This window comes from Pseudomonas sp. TH10, from assembly GCF_016651255.1.
In the GTDB taxonomy this organism is placed as follows: Bacteria; Pseudomonadota; Gammaproteobacteria; order Pseudomonadales; family Pseudomonadaceae; genus Aquipseudomonas.
Genome location: NZ_JAEKEG010000131.1, coordinates 1 through 16,340 on the forward strand (window position 1 = coordinate 1; position 16,340 = coordinate 16,340).

Sequence of the window (16,340 nt, forward strand, 5' to 3'; positions counted from 1 at the left end):
ACAGTTTCGGGGTCGTACACAAAACCTGCGTACATCACTTAACCTGTTGGAGCGGGCTTGGCCGCGAAAGCGTCGAAGCGGGCTGCGCGATTTTACGCCTGCCGCCGCTGGCGGGCGAGGGTCATGGCGGTGTCTTCGATCATGTCTTCCTGGCCGCCGACCATGCCGCGGCGACCCATTTCGACCAGGATTTCCCGGGCCGACACACCGTATTTTTCTCGGCTCGCTTGGCGAATAACAGGAAGGAACCATAGACCCCGGCGTAGCCCATGGTCAGGGCATCACGGTCGCTGCGGATCGGGAAGTCCATGATCGGAACCACCAGGTCTTCGGCCACGTCCTGGATCCCGAATACGCTGACACCCGTGTCGATCCCCATGCGATCACACACTGCCACCAGCACCTCCATCGGCGTGTTGCCTGCACCAGCACCGAGGCCCGCGCAGGCAGCGTCGATGCGGTTAGCCCTGGCGGCAATCGCTGCAATGGAGTTGGACACACCCATCGATAGATTGTGATGGCCATGAAAACCGATCTCGGTCCCTGGCTTGAGGGCTGCACGCATTGCCGCCACACGTGCACTGACTTCATGGGGCAGCAGGTAGCCCGCCGAGTCGGTCAGGTAGATGCAGTTGGCGCCGTAGCTTTCCATGAGCAAACCTTGCTTGACCAGGCCCTCGGGGCTGTTCATGTGAGCCATCATCAGGAAACCGACGGTGTCCATGCCCAGGCCGCGGGCGTGGGAGATGTGCTGCTCGCTGACATCGGCCTCGGTGCAATGGGTGGCCACCCGGATGGTGTTGACGCCCAGTTCATGGGCCATTTTCAGATGATCGACTGTACCGATGCCCGGTAGCAGCAGTGCGGAAACCTTGGCCTTTTTCATCAGCGGGATTACCGCCGACAGGTATTCTTCGTCGGTGTGGGCCGGGAAGCCATAGTTCACCGAACTGCCGCCGAGCCCGTCACCGTGGGTGACTTCGATCAGCGGCACGCCAGCCGCGTCAAGGCCGCAGGCGATGTCCTTCATCTGTTGCAGGCTGATCTGGTGACGCTTGGGGTGCATGCCATCGCGCAGGCACATGTCGTGGACGGTAATGCTTTTGCCGCGAAGATCCATGGTCTTTTCCTTATGCGTTGGCGGTTAAGCCGGTGGCTTGCAGAACCAGTTCGCCCTTGAGGATTTCCTCGGCGAACATCTCGGCCGTGCGTGCCGCCGCAGCCGTCATGATGTCGAGGTTACCGGCGTACTTGGGCAGGTAGTCGCCCAGGCCTTCGACCTCCATGAAAATCGACACCCGATTGCCGTCGAACACCGGGCCATTAACCAGCTTGTAGCCGGGCACATAGCGCTGCACTTGCTCGATCATGGCCTCGATAGCAGCCGTGATCGCCGGCTGGTCGGGTTCAGTGACTGTCAGGCAATGCACGGTATCGCGCATGATCAGCGGCGGCTCGGCGGGGTTGATGATGATGATTGCCTTGCCTTTCTTCGCGCCGCCGACTTTTTCCACTGCCCTGGAGGTGGTACGGGTGAATTCGTCGATGTTTTTTCGGGTGCCGGGGCCGACTGATTTGGAAGCGGCGGTGGCGATGATTTCGGCATATTCCACCGGCTGCACGCTGGACACTGCCGCCACCAGCGGAATGGTGGCCTGGCCGCCGCAGGTGACCATGTTGACGTTCATGACGCCCAGGCCCAGTTGAGCCTTGAGGTTGACCGGCGGTACGCAATACGGGCCGATGGCGGCTGGCGTTAGGTCGATCATCAACACGCCCAAGGCATTGAGTTTGCGCGAATTTTGCGCGTGGACGTAGGCCGAAGTGGCATCGAAGGCAATCTGGATCTGGTCTTCCAGTACATGAGGCAGCAAACCGTCGACGCCCTCGGCCGTGGTCTTCAGGCCCAGCTCGCGAGCCCGCGCGAGGCCTTCGGAGGTGGCGTCGATGCCCACCATCCACACCGGTTCCAGCACGTCACTGCGCATCAATTTGTACAACAGGTCGGTTCCGATGTTGCCCGGCCCGATCAGCGCGCATTTGATCTTTTTGTTCATGGTCTTTGGCTCCAGGAAGGGAGAAAGGGAAGGGCGTGCAGGGTGATCAAGGGACAAAGCGCAGGCTGGCTTCGCCCAGGCCACTCATGGACAGACTGATCTGGTCACCGGCGACTACGGGCACCAGCGGCGCCAGGGCACCGGAGAGAATGATCTCGCCGCGGCGGAACGGTATGCCCAGTTCGCCCAGGGTATTGGCCAGCCAGGCCACGGCTGCGCAGGGGTGGCCTTGTACCGCCGAGCCCAGTCCCGAGCCTGCCGGCTGGCCGTTTTTAAGCATTTGCATGTGCACGGCGGCAAGGTCCAGCGAGCGCGGGTCGGTGCGCTGGGCGCCAAGGGCAAACACGCCACAGGAAGCGTTGTCGGCCACGGTGTCCTGGATACGGATCTGCCAGTCATCGATTCTTGAGTCGACAATCTCGAAACACGGCACGACCCATTGACTGGCAGCGAGTACGTCCTCGGCGCTGATGCCGGGGCCTTGTAAATCTTCGCCGAGAATAAAGGCGATCTCGCCCTCGGCCCTCGGCTGGATCAGGTTGTATTGGGCGAGGCTGACTTCGCAGCCATCCTCGACCTGCATGGCATTGGTGAGGAAACCGAAGTCTGGCTGGTGCACGTCCAGCATTTCCTGTACGGCGCGGCTGGTCACCCCGATTTTTTTGCCAATCACCTGCTCGCCAAGTGCCTCGCGACGTTGCAGGAAGTGCAAGGAAATCCGGTAGGCCTGTTCCAGGGTGATCTGAGGGTAGCGCCGGGTCAGGGGCGCCAGGGTCTGACGGCTGCGCAAGGCGTTGAACAATTCGTCGCCCAGCGTGTTGATCAAATGAGCGTCCATGGCAGGGCTCCAGTCATGTGGAAAAAAACCCGCCCCGACGTCATCAGGGGCGGGCCAAAAACAGTTGCTTAGCCGGGCCAGACCGACGAGTCTGCGCCGCCATCGACGTCGATAACCTTGCCAGTCACCCAGGCTGAGGCTGGGCTGGCCAGGTACAGCGCGGCGGCAGCAATATCTTGCGGGGTGCCCAGGCACTTGAGTGGAGTGTTGCTTTCCATGACCTGGCGCATGGCACTCGGCATCACGCCATTGAGCGCTTCAGTGAGGGTAGGGCCGGGTGCGACAGCGTTGACCCGGACCTGCGGTGCGAAGTCCTGGGCCAGCAGGCGGGTCAGATGGCTGAGGGCAGCCTTGGCGGTGCCGTAGGCACTGAAATGGCGCTGTGCATAGCGTGCCGCTACCGAGCTGATATTGATGATGTTGCCGCCGCCTGCCTCGCGCATCAGCGGCACACACAATTGGCAGAAGGCGTAGCTGGTGGCGACGTTGAAGTTCAGCACCTGAGCGAACTGCTCGGGCGACATCGCCAGCGGATCATTCGGACCGCCACCGCCGACATTGTTCACCAGGTGAGTGATACGACCCATTTGCTCCACGCTCTGACGCACCAGCGCATGGCGTTGCTCGGCGTCGTTGACGTCACACGCGACCGCCAGGGCGCGTCGTCCAAAGCCGCGAACTTCTTCGGCCACGGCCTGAACTTCGTCCAGTGACCGCGCCGAGCACACCACATCTGCGCCGGCTTCGGCGTACGCCAGGGCAATCGCCCGACCGATTCCCCGGCCGCTGCCGGTGACGATGGCGACGCTGCCGTGCATCTCGAAACGCTGCAAAATACTCATGGCCCTTGCTCCGTGGGGTCGATGGCTGATGGGTTGACTATCGTCGCAACGACCGCAGCCAGCATCGTCTCAATGGACTATCAATCAGGACACATACCCCGTAGGAACTGCCGAAGGCTGCGCCTACCCAGGAAGAACCCGGCACTGGCAACCGGCGCAAACCGTACGACCCCTAGTCCGCTTTGACGATGAATGATCGTGCGCTCGATCCGATGATTGATCACAGCTCGCGCAGTGGCGCAGTGAGATCGGGAGAGTTGAGTGATGCACAGCATGCGAGAAAAGACCCAGGACGAACGAGATCTGATTGAGCGTGCGCGCAGCCTTGTGCCCGCCCTCAAGGCGCGCACGGCGCAGGCCGACAAGGACTTGAAAGTACCGGTGGAGACCGTGCTCGAGTTGCAGTCCACCGGACTGCTACGGGCCATGCAGCCACGGGCGTTTGGTGGATATGAAGTGGACCCGCGCACCTTCTTCGAAATCCAGACCATCCTTGCCGAAGGCTGCATGTCCACTGCCTGGATATATGGCGTAATGGGGGTTCACCCATGGCAACTGGCCCGTTACCCGATTGAAACCCAGCGCGAAGTCTGGGCGGATGACCACAATGCATTGATCTGCTCGACCTACATGCCAGCGGCCAGGGTCACGGTGGTCGAGGGCGGTTACCGCATCAGCGGGCGCTGGGGGTTCTCCAGCGGCAGTGAGCACTGCCAATGGGTGTTTCTGGGCGGAATACTGCCGCCCGATGGCGAGCAGGCGGCCGAGCACGGCACCTTCCTGTTGCCACGCAAGGACTACCAGATTGAACGCAATTGGGACGTCATGGGCCTGCGCGGCACCGGTAGCCATGACATCACGGTCGAGGATGTATTCGTCCCCGCCCATCGCGTGCAGCGCACCAATAACTGGACGCTCGATGCAACGCCCGGGCGCCAGGTCAACACCAACCCGATCTACGCGATCCCGTTTGCCCAGGTGTTCTCCCGCGCCGTCTCCACATCGGCCATTGGCGCCCTGCAGGGTGCGATCAACGAGTTCCGTGACAATGCCGCCAAACATATCGGCAAGCACGGTGCCCGTACCGCAGACGATCCTGTGGCGCAAACCGCCGTTGCCGAAGCGATGATCACCGTTGACAGCCTGCGCCTGGTGCTGGAACGCAACTACGAGCACCTCATGAGCCTGGCCCGCGCCGGCGAATACCCGGATACCGAAACCCGGCTGTTGTATCGCTACCAGTCGGCCTACGTGACCAATATTTGCGCTGAACGGGCCAACGACCTGCTGCGCAGCACTGGCCGCTTCAGGCTTGTACAACACCAACCCGGTGGCGCGACTGTTCCGCGACCTGCACCAGGCACGTGGACACATTGCCAACAATTACATGGCTTACGGGCGCAGTTACGGCGCGGTGATGCTGGGCTTGCCCAATCCGGACCCTTACGTCTGAGGCCGTGGCCGTGGCACCCGTTTTGACTCCCTGGGTCTACACCTGCCCGTGATACTTGGGCAGGTGGTCATGAGTAGCTGATCTATGAACAATTATCTTGCCCTGCGTGTGGCACGAGTGATCGAGGAGACCGCCGATGCGCGCTCCCTGGTTTTCGACGTGCCGGAGCATCTGGGTGAACGCTTCCACTATCAACCCGGCCAGTTCCTGACCTTGCGAGTGCCCTTCGAGGACGGTTGGCTGCCCCGTTGCTACTCATTGTCGAGCACGCCATTGCTGGATGAGCCCTTGCGGGTAACGGTGAAACGTGTGCACGAGGGCCGCGCTTCGAACTGGCTGTGCAGCGAGTTGCAGGCCGGCCAAACCCTGGAGGTACTGCCACCTGCCGGGGTATTTGTGCCGCGTAGCCTCGACGGCGATTTACTGCTGTTCGGCGGCGGCAGTGGCGTGACCCCGGTGCTGTCGATCCTGCGTTCGGCGTTGCTCGCCGGAACCGGCCGGGTCCTGCTGATCTACGCCAACCGCGATGAGTCCTCAGTGATTTTCCGCGATGAACTCCGGCACCTGGCCAGCGCCCACCCGCAACGCTTGCAAATCGTCCACTGGCTCGATTCGGTCCAGGGCATCCCAAGTGTCGGACAGCTGGCCGAACTGGCGCGGCCCTTTATAGATGCGCAGGCGTTCATTTGTGGACCGGGCCCGTTCATGGACGCCGCCGTCAATGCGTTAAAGGACCTGGGCATGCCGGAGCGACGAGTGCATGTCGAGCGGTTCGTGTCGCTGCCCGGCGAAGGCGAGCTGCCACAGGTGGCAAGCATCGAGGCTGCCGTGGCCGCCCAACTCGCCGTGCGCCTGGATGGCGAAGAGCACCACTTGGCCTGCGACACCGGCGAGACGTTGCTGGCTGCGATGGAACGCGCCGGTCTCAAGCCTCCCAGCGCCTGCCGCGTCGGTGGCTGCGCTTCATGCATGTGCACGCTGGTAAGCGGCGATGTCGAGCTGCTGCATAACGATGCCCTGGATGCGGGTGATCTGGCCGAAGGCTGGATTCTTGCCTGTCAGGCAGTGCCCACCAGCGCGCAATTGCGTATCCGCTTTCCAGAGTGATGCCCCCAATGATGCCAAGCCCGAGCCCACGATGAATCAGAGCCTGAATCTTGCCGCGCCCCTGAGCGCCGCCCCCGTCAACTTTGCCCAGTTAGTCTTCAGTAGCGCCGAACGTCACGCCGGTCGCACTGCCATTGAGGACAACGGCCACTGCATCGACTACGCCCAACTGCCCGAGCGCGTCATGAGCTTTGCCCGGGGCCTGATGGCTGTGGGTATCCAGCCTGGTGACAGGGTCGGTATCTGGGCCCCGAACAGCGGTGACTGGATCCTCGCCGCGCTGGGCATTCAGTGTGCAGGTGCGGTGCTGGTGCCGATTAACACGCGCATGAAGGGGCTTGAGGCCGCCGATGTGCTGGAACGCAGCGGCTGCAGGCTGTTGTTTGTCCAGCAGCAATTTCTCGATGTGGATTATCCGGCGCTCCTCGCACCCCATCGACCGGCCAGCCTCCAGCATCTGGTGATACTCGATGGCGATACGCCCGAATCGCCTGCGGACCTGACGCTTCAACAGTTTCTGTGTGGTGCGGTAACCGTCGATGCCGACAGCGCCAGGCAACGTGCATTAGCGGTCGACCCCCAGGCCATGTGCGACCTGTTGTTCACGTCCGGCACCACCGGCAAACCCAAAGGTGTGATGAGCGGGCATGGCCAGAACCTGCGGGCTTTTACCGAATACGTCAAGGTCATCGGCCTGGTGCCGGGTGATCGTTACCTGATCGTAAACCCGTTCTTTCATGCCTTTGGCTATAAAGCCGGCTGGCTGACTTGCCTGATTGGCGGAGCGACCATCCTGCCCCATGCGGTGTTTGACGCCGAACAAGTGTTCCAGCGCATCGCCCGTGAGCGCATCAGCGTCTTGCCCGGCGCGCCGACCCTGTACCTCTCGCTGCTTGCGCATCCGCAGCTCAAGCAGACCGACCTGTCGAGCTTGCGCATCGCGGTGACCGGTTCAGCGAGTATTCCGCCGAGCCTGATAGAACGCATGCGCAACGAGTTGGGGTTTGCCGTGGTGACCACTGCCTACGGCCTGACCGAATGCGGGGGCTTGCGACTATCTGCGACCCACAAGACTCGGCGCAGGTGATCGCCGGCACCAGCGGACGGCCTATTGCCGGCACTGAGGCAAGTATTCGCGATCCGCATAACCAGGCGCTGGATCCAGGGCAAACCGGTGAGATCTGCCTGCGTGGCTTTCACATCATGCAGGGCTATTTCCAGGACCCCGAAGCGACCCGCGAAGTCATCGACGCCGATGGCTGGCTCCACACCGGCGATGTCGGGCGCCTGGATAAAGCGGGCAACCTGATCATCACCGATCGACTGAAAGACATGTTCATCGTCGGTGGCTTCAACTGCTACCCGGCGGAAATCGAAGCGGCATTGATCCGGCATCCGGCGATTGCCCAGGTGGCGGTGATTGGTATTGCCGATGAGCGCATGGGCGAAGTCGGCTGTGCCTGCGTTGTGCTGCGCGAGGGCGCAGAGCTCGACGAGGCACAACTGATCGCCTGGAGTCGTGAGCAAATGGCCAATTACAAGGTGCCGCGCCAGGTGCGTTTTTTCCGCGCCTTGCCGCTCAATCCGTCGAGCAAGGTTGTGAAGAGCGAACTGCGCGCGATGGTGGTCAATGGCGTGCTGGCGTAACAAACGCTCATCTCACCAAACGGACGATGTGCGCGAAAGTGGTTTTTTCATGCTGTGGGGACACAAGCCAGAACAACAAAAAGGAGATGAGCATGTTTACCCGAAACCTTGTTGCGCGCCGTCCGGGGAGAATGATCGATGGACGCTGCCTGTTGGCGACAGCCATCACGGTGGCCAGTGCCACGGCCAGCGCCGCGCCGACCATCGAATTGGGGGAAAACACCACCCTGGATTCGTCGCTGACGGTCAACTACACCGCCTCCATGCGTACCGCCAAGCAGGCCAGTCAATACCTCAATGACCCGAACAACGACGACGGCACGCGGAATTTCAAGCGCGGCTCATTGATCAATAACCGCCTGAGTCTGTTCGGCGAACTGCAACTCAAACATGACAACCTAGGTGCGGTAGTGCGCGGGAGTCAGTTCTATGACGATGTCTACAACCAGAAAAACGCTAACGACTCGGCGCAGACGGTGAACAAGACCGGACACAACGATGGCTTCAGTGACGAAACCCGCCGGCTGAGCGGCAGTACCGCGCGGCTGCTCGATGCCTATGTGTATGGCAACTTCGACGTCGGCGAGACCCAGTATCTGTCGCTCAAGGCCGGGCGGCACCTGGTGGCATGGGGCGAGAGCCTGTTCTGGGCCAACATCAGCCAGGGGCAGGCCCCGGTTGATGCCACCAAATTCAATGTGCCGGGTACCGAGGCCAAGGACTCGTACCTGCCGGTGGGGCAGGTGTCCGGGTCGTGGTCGCTGAACGAAGACCTGGCGCTGGTCGGCTATTACCAGTACGAATGGGAAAAAACCCAGCTCAACCCTGTGGGCGATTATTTCGGCAGCGACACCTTCGGACCCGGTGCCGAGTTCTATCGTCTGGGCGCTGGGGTAGTCGACAGCCTGCCAAACGGCCTGGCGGTCGGTTATGCCGGTGAAAAAGACGCCAGAGACAGCGGCCAATGGGGGTAGGGGTACGCTACCGAATCACCGAAAACACCGAAGTGGGGCTGTTCCACTACCGCTATCACGAGCGGGTAGGCTCATTATTCTTCGACTTTACGGGTAACACCCAATATTCGTCGCTCAAGGGCATCGGTCATGATTCAAGCGCACCGACCTATCGCCTGGGTTACTTCGAAGACGTAGAACTGACCGGCATCAGCTTCAGCTCCAAGGTCGGCGACTCGGTGCAGTACGCCGGTGACCTGAGCTACCGTGATGGTGCCTCGGTCTACCTCAACAACGGTGCGCCGACTACCGGGCAGATCTGGCAGGGCAACCTCAACGCCTCGTACATCCTCGGCCCAAGCATGCTGGCCCAACAGACCACCGTGATGGGCGAGGTGGTGCATCAACACATCGACGGGGTGGACAGCCTGACCATCACCGGCGGCGGAACTGGCGTTGACGGCACATTTGACCAGTTCGAGTCGCAGACCCAGACCCGTGGCTCGACCCTGCTGGGCGTGGGCGTCTACATGGACTACCCGTCCATCGCCAACGGCCTGGACCTGAGCACCAAGGTGGTATGGACACAGAACCTCGACGGTAGCGCCTACCAGGGCCTGGGGCGCGACGAGAAGCGCCTGACTGTGGGGGAGACTTCAAGTATCTGGGTAACTTCCAGGTCGGCATGACCTATATCGCCTACTTGAGTTCTCCGGATGTCGCCCAGGGGCGGTTGCTGGCTGACCGGGATTACCTGTCGTTGAACGCCAAATACACCTTCTGAAAGATCATCGCTGCGTCGCGACGTGGCGACGCAGCGCTTCGTTTCTAGCCTGATAAAAATAAAGAGGCCTGCCATGAACCCTCCTTCAATCCCATCTGCATTCAGCCCCGTCAAGATCGGACCGCTGATCCTGAAAAACCGGTTTATCAAGGCCGCCACCAATGAGGGCATGAGCGCCCAGGGTGTGCCTTCCAAACAACTGGTCAAGCTGCACTCGTCCCTCGCCGCTGGCGGAATCGCCCTGACCACCGTGGCTTACTGCGCAGTGAGCTCTGATGGCCGCACCTTGCCCAACCAGTTGATCCTCGCTCAATCCAGCGTGCCGCACTTCAAGGCCCTGACCGACGCCGTGCACCAGTCCGGTGGCCTGGCCAGCGCGCAGATCACCCATGGTGGCTGCTTCACCTTTATTCGCGAGCGCTCAACCAAACGTCCGCTTTCAGCCAGCGGAGGCTTCAACAAGATAGGCCTGATGAGTGGCATGTTCCTCAAGCAGGCGATGAACGAAGCCGATATGCAGCAAGTGGTGCACGATTTCGTCCAAGGCGCGCGGCTGGCGCGCGAGGCAGGTTTTGACGCAGTGGAAATCCACATGGGTCATGGCTACTTGTTGAGCCAGTTCATTTCGCCAATGTACAACAAGCGCCGCGACCAGTACGGCGGCAGTCTGGAAAACCGCCTGCGCTTTCCGCGACGGGTGCTGCGCGCGGTGCTCGATGCGGTCGGCCAGGAGATGGCGGTGATCTGCAAATACAGCATCACCGAAGGCGTGCGCGCCGGTAACAGTGCCGAAGACGGAGCCCGGATCGCCCGCATGCTGGAGGATGAAGGCGCGCACTTGCTGGTGCTCAGCGCCGGGATGAACGCGGAATCGATCACCACCATGTTTGGCTCTTCCTTTCCCAAGGAAAACCGCGTGCAGCAGAAAAACAAGATCATCGCCCTGGCCATGGCCATTCAGCGCCGTAAAGAGCCGACGGTAGAGTTCCGCGAACTGTATCTGTTGGAACACGCGCGCAAAGTACGCGCGGCGGTCAAGATGCCCCTGGCTTACCTGGGCGGAGCCAAGAGCCTGTCGAGCATTGAACAGGTCATGGCCGAGGGCTTTGACCTGGTCGCCATGGGGCGGGTGTTGCTGGCTGAGCAAGACTACGTCAATAAACTCGCCAGCGGCGTCAGTCGCGATTCGATTTGCACGGCCTGCAACCGCTGCGTGGCAATGATGTACACCCCCGGCGGCACGTCCTGCGTACTGGGCAAGCCCGGCGACGCCGAGTTGAACCGTCAGCCAGCAGCGGGGTAACGGCTATACGTCAAGGCCTGGCTCCGGGGGAACGAGGCTTGCCGGAGAAGACAGATTACGCGGTGCAGCACGTACACCGCGCCGCCCGGATCAACCGTGTTGCAGGAAGTCGATGCAGCTGCGGTTGAACAATTCCCGGTGTTCCACCTGGACCCAATGCCCGCAACGGTTGAGCACGATAAACCGGGCATTGGCCGCACCGTCAATGATGCGCTGGGCACCACTGACAGGGTTGAAGTGATCGTTGGTACCCCAGAAGCCCAGGATCGGGCATTGGATCTCACCCAGGCGCGCCTGCATGTTCGGAACCATCATGGTGCTGAACAGGTTTTGGGCTGGGTCACTGCCACCGCTACGCGTTCCTGTAGCAGGCTTTCCGGCAGAATCGAATCGTCGAACAGCTGCAGGCGCATCATGCTGCGCATCTCTTCCATTCCGATGGGGCCAGCGCTGAACAGGCTGACCATGCGTACGATGCCTTCCATCTTGAAGTAGGTCTCGCGTTCTTCGACACCGCCCGGAGCCAGCAGGATCAGGCTCTGTGGCAGTTGCGGCAGGCGCAGGGCCAGGCCAAGGGCGATCGCGCCCCCAACGAATTACCCAGCAGCGTGCAACGCCGCACGCCGATGCACTCCAGGAACGCGGCCACGCAGTCGACGAAAAAATCGAGGTTGTACTGGACGTCCTCGGGCTTGTCCGATCGGCCGAAACCCGGGAGGTCAAGCACGATGTTGCGATAGCCTGCGGCCGCCAATTGCGGGTAGTTGCCTTTGAAGTTGCTGAAGCCACTGGCGCCCGGCCCGCTGCCGTGCAGCCACAGCACCACGGGGCCTGCGCCCTCATCCAGATAGTGCAGACACAGGCCGTTTGGCAGGTTTGCGTAATGGCCGACGGGCAGGGGCAAGTCTACGGATTGGTTCATGGGGTTCTCCATTGTCTGCGGATTCATGACGCGCAGCCACGCCAGGCACTGCAGCCGATTGAATGCAGCGAGTTGAAGGGGAACGCGAAGACTGACGTGGTGCGCGCAATGCTAATGCTGGGGGCTGACAGCGCTGCACACATCGTCCGTTCAGACCACTCAGGCGCTAGTCCCATCGGACGATGTGTTGCCCAGGCGCTTACCGCTAATCATGCAGGGGACGGCTCCATTGCAGGGCAGCGGGCCGCAGCGTATTTGCACATTCGGAGATTGCTATGAAGTTACTCAACAAAGTGGCGTTCGTGACCGGTGCCGCCCCAGGGCATGGGCCGGGCCATCGTGCGTGGTTTTGTCGCCGAAGGCACCACCAAGGTGGTAGCTGTCGACCTCAATCAGGCGGCCCTGGCCGAGGGCCTACGGCAGATCCGGGTGACCGCGGTACTGGCCCTGGCCTGTAACGTCGGTGACGGTGCGTCCGTGGCGGACGCCGCCATGGGCCAGGCGGAGCAGCACTTTGGCGGCCTCGACATCCTGGTCAACAACGCCGGCGTCGGCGCGCTGGACAGCTTCCTCGATACCCCGGACGGAGAGCTGGGCGCGGGTCATCGGGGTCAACCTGGGTGGAACCTTCCTGTGCTGCCGTGAAGGCGCCAGGCTGATGGTCAAGGGTGGCCGCAAGGGCGCAATCATCAACCTCTCCAGCACCGCCGCGCTGACCGGTGATGGCCCAAGCCTACTACTGTGCCTCGAAAGCCGGGGTGATGGGCCTGACTCGCTCAATTGCCCGTGAACTGGCAGCCAGTGGCATACGCGTGAACCACCCTGGTACCGGGGCCCACCAACACCCCAATGATGGCGGGCATCCCCGATGACTACATGCAGGCGCTGCTGAAAAACGTGCCCCTTGGCCGCATGTGCGAAACCGACGAGATCGCCAGGGTCGCGGTGTTCCTGGCCAGCGAAGACGCCAGCTTCATGACCGGGCAGAACATCGCCGTCAACGGTGGCATGGCCTTTATCTAATCAGGGAGACACTCATGAGCAAGCGTTTACAAGGAAAAATCGCCTTCGTTACCCGGCGCCGGTTCCGGCATTGGCGAAGCCACCGCGCTGCGATTCGCCGAAGAGGGCGCCACTGTGGTGTTGTGCGGTCGTCGCATCGAGACCGTTGCAAGGTGTGCAGGAGAAAATCCGGGCCCAGGGTGGGCAGGCCGACATCGCCGTGGGCCGATGTCAGCGATGAGACACGAGCCTACGTCGACGCACTTCGACGACTGCACAACGGCACGGGCGTCTGGACATTCTGGTCAACAACGCCATGGCTTACACGTGGGGTGGTATCGACACAATGACCACCGCAGACTGGCATGCCAACTTTGCGACCACCGTGGACGGCACCTTCTGGGGTACCCGTACCGCGATGCAGTTGATGAAGAGCAGGGCGGTGGTTCGATCGCCATGTATCGCGTCTATCTGCGGCCTGTTCGGCACCGCCTGGATGGCCAGCTACTCCGCGGCCAGGCGGCGGTCATCAACTTCAGCCGTGCGGCGGCCAGCGAAGGCGCACCGCACAACATTCGCTGCAACGTGATCATCCCGGGCGTGGTCGATACCCCGGCCACAGCCGGCATGCTGGGTGACGCCAAGACCCGTACCAACACTGAAAAAGTGATCCCGATGAAACGGGTCGGCCTGCCGGTGGAGCTGGCCAACGCGATTCTGTTTCTGGCCAGCGACGAGGCTTCGTACGTCACCGGCGCCAGCCTGGCGGTCGACGGCGGGCGCGGTTCGGATCTGTACACGGTGCTCGACTGATGAGCCAGGACTCGAGCGCATTGCTTGCGCGTATCGATCGACTGGAGTCGCTGGACGCGATTCGTCAACTGGCCGGCAAATATGCCCTGGCGCTGGACATGCGTGATATGGATGCCATGGCCAACTGCTTCGCCCCGGACGTGCGCGTGGGGCGCGACAAGAGCGGCCGGGCGCACCTGAAGGTGTGGCTGGATGAAACCATGCGCAAGCAATTTCACGGCACTTCACATCACTTGGGCCAACACATCATTGAGTTCAGCGATGCCGACCACGCCACCGGTGTGGTGTATTCGAAAGAACGAACATGAGACCGGTCCCGAGTGGGTCATCATGCAGATGCTGTACTGGGACGACTATGAGCGAATCGACGGGCGCTGGTGCTTCCGTCGCCGCTTGCCATGCTACTGGTATGCGACCGACCTGAACAAACCACCCATCGGCGGTTTGAAAATGCGCTGGCCAGGGCGCGAACCGTACGCCGGCTCCTTCCACGAACTTTTCCCTTCCTGGGATGATTTCTGGACACAGCGCCCGGACAAGGACGCCTTGCCGCAGATCGCCGAGCCGGCACCTCTGGAGCTTTCTCAAAGCGCTGCGTCGCGGGGCCGATGACCCCAGGATTCGTGTGCGCTGAAGGGGCGATCGTTCCCGAGCAGGGGCGTTACCAGTGAAATCAGAAGAGCTTGCTCCCCCTTGCTGTGTCTGCATCTCACGCAAGCATCAATCTTTTCAGGCGCTGTTGTTAATGAGGGCCTCGTGGTTCACGTGGCATGCCCAATGCCCGTTCGGCAATCACGTTGCGCTGAATCTCATTACTGCCGCCATAGATGGTGTCGGAGCGGGTAAACAGGAACAGCGACTGCAGGCGACTGAGCTGGTAAGGCGCGCCGTCGAGGATTTCCCCGTCATCGCCCAGTACGTCCATCGCCAGTTTGCCCAGGTCGCTGTGCCAGGTGGACCAGGCCAGTTTGTAGATCATCGCTTCGCGACTGAGGCTACCGTCTTGAGGACCTGAGAGCATGCGCAAAGAGTTGTAGCGCAATACCTTGAGCCCGCTCCAGGCCTGGGCGATGCGCTGGCGCAGCAGCGGGTCGCGTGCGGCGCCGTTGGCGCGGGCGATGCGGATGATCTCCATCGAGTTCGTTGTGAAACTGCATCTGCTGACCCAGTGTGGATACGCCGCGCTCAAAACCCAGGAGCGCCATGGCGATCTTCCAGCCATCGCCTGGTTGTCCGATCAGGTTATCGGCACTGGTGATGGCCTGGTCGAAGAACACCTCGTTGAATTCACTCGTGCCGGTCAGTTGCTGGATCGGTTGTACGCGGATGCTGTCCTGGGCCATCGGCACCAACAGGAATGACAAGCCGTGATGCCCTTGGCTGCCGGCCTCGGTGCGCGCCAGCACGAAACACCAATCGGCTTCGTGGGCCAGGGAGGTCCAGACCTTCTGCCCGCTGATCAGCCAGTGTTCACCCGTGGCATCCAGTTTCGCCCGGGTCTGCACGTTGGCAAGGTCCGAACCGGCTCCGGGTTCCGAATAGCCCTGGCACCAGAATTGGCGGCCGTCGAGGATCCCGGGCAGCAAGCGCTTTTGCTGCGCCGGGGTACCGAAGGCGGCGAGTGTCGGGCCGACCAGGCCTTCGCCGATATGACCCATGCGCCCGGGGCCACCGGCGCGGGCATACTCCTCATGGAAGATCACCTGCTGGCTGATGGAAAGTCCTCGTCCGCCGTGCTCCCTGGCCCAGCCGACGCCGATCCAGGCACCTGCGGCAAGCCGGCGCTCCCAGGCCTTGCGCTCCTCAGGAAAGCTGTGTTCATCCCCGGACCGCCGCGAAAGCGCAGTGGGGCAAATTCCCCGCTCAGGTGCTCGGCCAGCCACCGGGAAACTTCTTCACGGAACATTTCGTCTGCACGACTGAATCCGATTTTCATGGTTGTTCTCCCAACAGGTGCTTGGCCAGGCGCTCGCGGTGCAACGACGGGCTGCCTAGCAGGTGCTCGCTGGCGCGGGCTCGTTTGAAATACAGGTGTGGGTCGTATTCCCAGGTGAACCCGACGCCGCCATGCAGCTGGATCGACTCGGCGGCGCAGTTGAAAAACGCCTCGCTGGCATGGATTTTTGCGTGGCGGCGGCCTGCTCAAGCTCCTGGGCCACGGCGGCATCGCCTTGGGGGCCAGGCATTCCTGGGCCACGCAGGCGGCATAGTAGGCCGCCGACCGGGCGCACTCGACTTGCAGCATCATGTCGGCACAGCGGTGCTTGATTGCCTGAAAGCTGGCGATAGTGCGCTTGAATTGCCGGCGTTCAGCAATGTAGGCCAGGGTCAGGTCCAGGGCCTGCTGCGCGCCCCCGGTTTGTTCGGCGGCAAGGCCGGCAGTGGCAATCAGCAGGGTGCTACGCAGCACCGCCCAGCCTTGGTCTGGACCGCAAAGTTGTTGTGACTCGCTGACCTGCACCTGATGCAGTTCAATGCGGGCAAGGCGACGGGTCTGGTCCAGGGTTGCCAGGGGGTACGTACGACGCCAGGCGTGTCGCCAGGCAAGACGAACAGGCTGATGCCTCGTTCGCCCTGAGTGCCGGGGGCGCGAGCGGCGACGATCAGCAGGTCGGCGCA

General features: G+C 61.8%; 5 protein-coding genes and 10 pseudogenes. 8 read left to right on the top strand and 7 right to left on the bottom strand.

Annotated features, from left to right (window positions below):
• Nucleotides 1-92 precede the first annotated feature (92 nt).
• The 4 genes and pseudogenes from dmpG to JFT80_RS19095 form a co-directional block, all read right to left on the bottom strand.
• Nucleotides 93-1,120 (bottom strand): annotated as a pseudogene (gene dmpG / locus JFT80_RS19080) (4-hydroxy-2-oxovalerate aldolase).
• Nucleotides 1,121-1,130: 10 nt separating this feature from the next.
• Nucleotides 1,131-2,057 (bottom strand): acetaldehyde dehydrogenase (acetylating), encoded by a 927-nt coding sequence (locus tag JFT80_RS19085; protein ID WP_122839829.1) that lies wholly within the window; start codon nucleotides 2,055-2,057, stop codon nucleotides 1,131-1,133.
• A 46-nt stretch (nucleotides 2,058-2,103) separates the two neighbouring features.
• On the bottom strand, nucleotides 2,104-2,895 hold the full coding sequence (locus JFT80_RS19090; protein ID WP_201148923.1) for a fumarylacetoacetate hydrolase family protein: 792 nt from the start codon (nucleotides 2,893-2,895) through the stop codon (nucleotides 2,104-2,106).
• Between the two features lie 68 nt (nucleotides 2,896-2,963).
• A complete protein-coding gene (locus JFT80_RS19095) occupies nucleotides 2,964-3,737 on the bottom strand; it encodes a glucose 1-dehydrogenase (protein WP_201148924.1) in 774 nt (257 codons plus the stop codon).
• Nucleotides 3,738-4,001: 264 nt separating this feature from the next.
• Between JFT80_RS19095 and JFT80_RS25200 the strand changes: the two are divergent.
• The 5 genes and pseudogenes from JFT80_RS25200 to JFT80_RS19120 all read left to right on the top strand — a co-directional run bounded on the left by JFT80_RS25200 (nucleotide 4,002) and on the right by JFT80_RS19120 (nucleotide 10,984).
• Nucleotides 4,002-5,190 (top strand): annotated as a pseudogene (locus JFT80_RS25200) (acyl-CoA dehydrogenase family protein).
• Between the two features lie 84 nt (nucleotides 5,191-5,274).
• Nucleotides 5,275-6,297 carry a ferredoxin--NADP reductase gene (locus JFT80_RS19105; protein ID WP_201148925.1) on the top strand — a complete coding sequence of 341 codons (1,023 nt, stop codon included), beginning with the start codon at nucleotides 5,275-5,277 and terminating at the stop codon, nucleotides 6,295-6,297.
• Nucleotides 6,298-6,328: 31 nt separating this feature from the next.
• A pseudogene (locus tag JFT80_RS19110) lies at nucleotides 6,329-7,944 on the top strand (FadD3 family acyl-CoA ligase).
• 92 nt (nucleotides 7,945-8,036) lie between these two features.
• A pseudogene (locus JFT80_RS19115) lies at nucleotides 8,037-9,681 on the top strand (DUF1302 domain-containing protein).
• A gap of 73 nt (nucleotides 9,682-9,754) precedes the next feature.
• The gene (locus JFT80_RS19120; RefSeq protein ID WP_201148926.1) at nucleotides 9,755-10,984 is read left to right on the top strand and encodes an NADH:flavin oxidoreductase; all 1,230 of its coding nucleotides are present in this window, start codon (nucleotides 9,755-9,757) and stop codon (nucleotides 10,982-10,984) included.
• 90 nt (nucleotides 10,985-11,074) lie between these two features.
• On the opposite strand, the pseudogene JFT80_RS19125 reads toward JFT80_RS19120, so the two are convergent.
• Nucleotides 11,075-11,906, bottom strand: a pseudogene (locus JFT80_RS19125) (alpha/beta fold hydrolase).
• A gap of 275 nt (nucleotides 11,907-12,181) precedes the next feature.
• On the opposite strand from JFT80_RS19125, the pseudogene JFT80_RS25205 reads away from it, so the two are divergent.
• The 3 pseudogenes from JFT80_RS25205 to JFT80_RS25210 all read left to right on the top strand — a co-directional run bounded on the left by JFT80_RS25205 (nucleotide 12,182) and on the right by JFT80_RS25210 (nucleotide 14,355).
• Nucleotides 12,182-12,929 (top strand): annotated as a pseudogene (locus JFT80_RS25205) (SDR family NAD(P)-dependent oxidoreductase).
• A 14-nt stretch (nucleotides 12,930-12,943) separates the two neighbouring features.
• Nucleotides 12,944-13,721: pseudogene (locus JFT80_RS24530) on the top strand (SDR family NAD(P)-dependent oxidoreductase).
• A pseudogene (locus JFT80_RS25210) lies at nucleotides 13,721-14,355 on the top strand (nuclear transport factor 2 family protein). Before JFT80_RS24530 ends, JFT80_RS25210 begins: the two co-directional pseudogenes overlap by 1 nt.
• Nucleotides 14,356-14,463: 108 nt before the next feature.
• Here the strand turns inward: JFT80_RS25210 and JFT80_RS19145 are convergent.
• Nucleotides 14,464-15,657: pseudogene (locus tag JFT80_RS19145) on the bottom strand (acyl-CoA dehydrogenase family protein).
• Nucleotides 15,654-16,340, bottom strand: a pseudogene (locus tag JFT80_RS19150) (acyl-CoA dehydrogenase family protein); the annotation flags it as partial. The pseudogenes JFT80_RS19150 and JFT80_RS19145, both read right to left, overlap by 4 nt.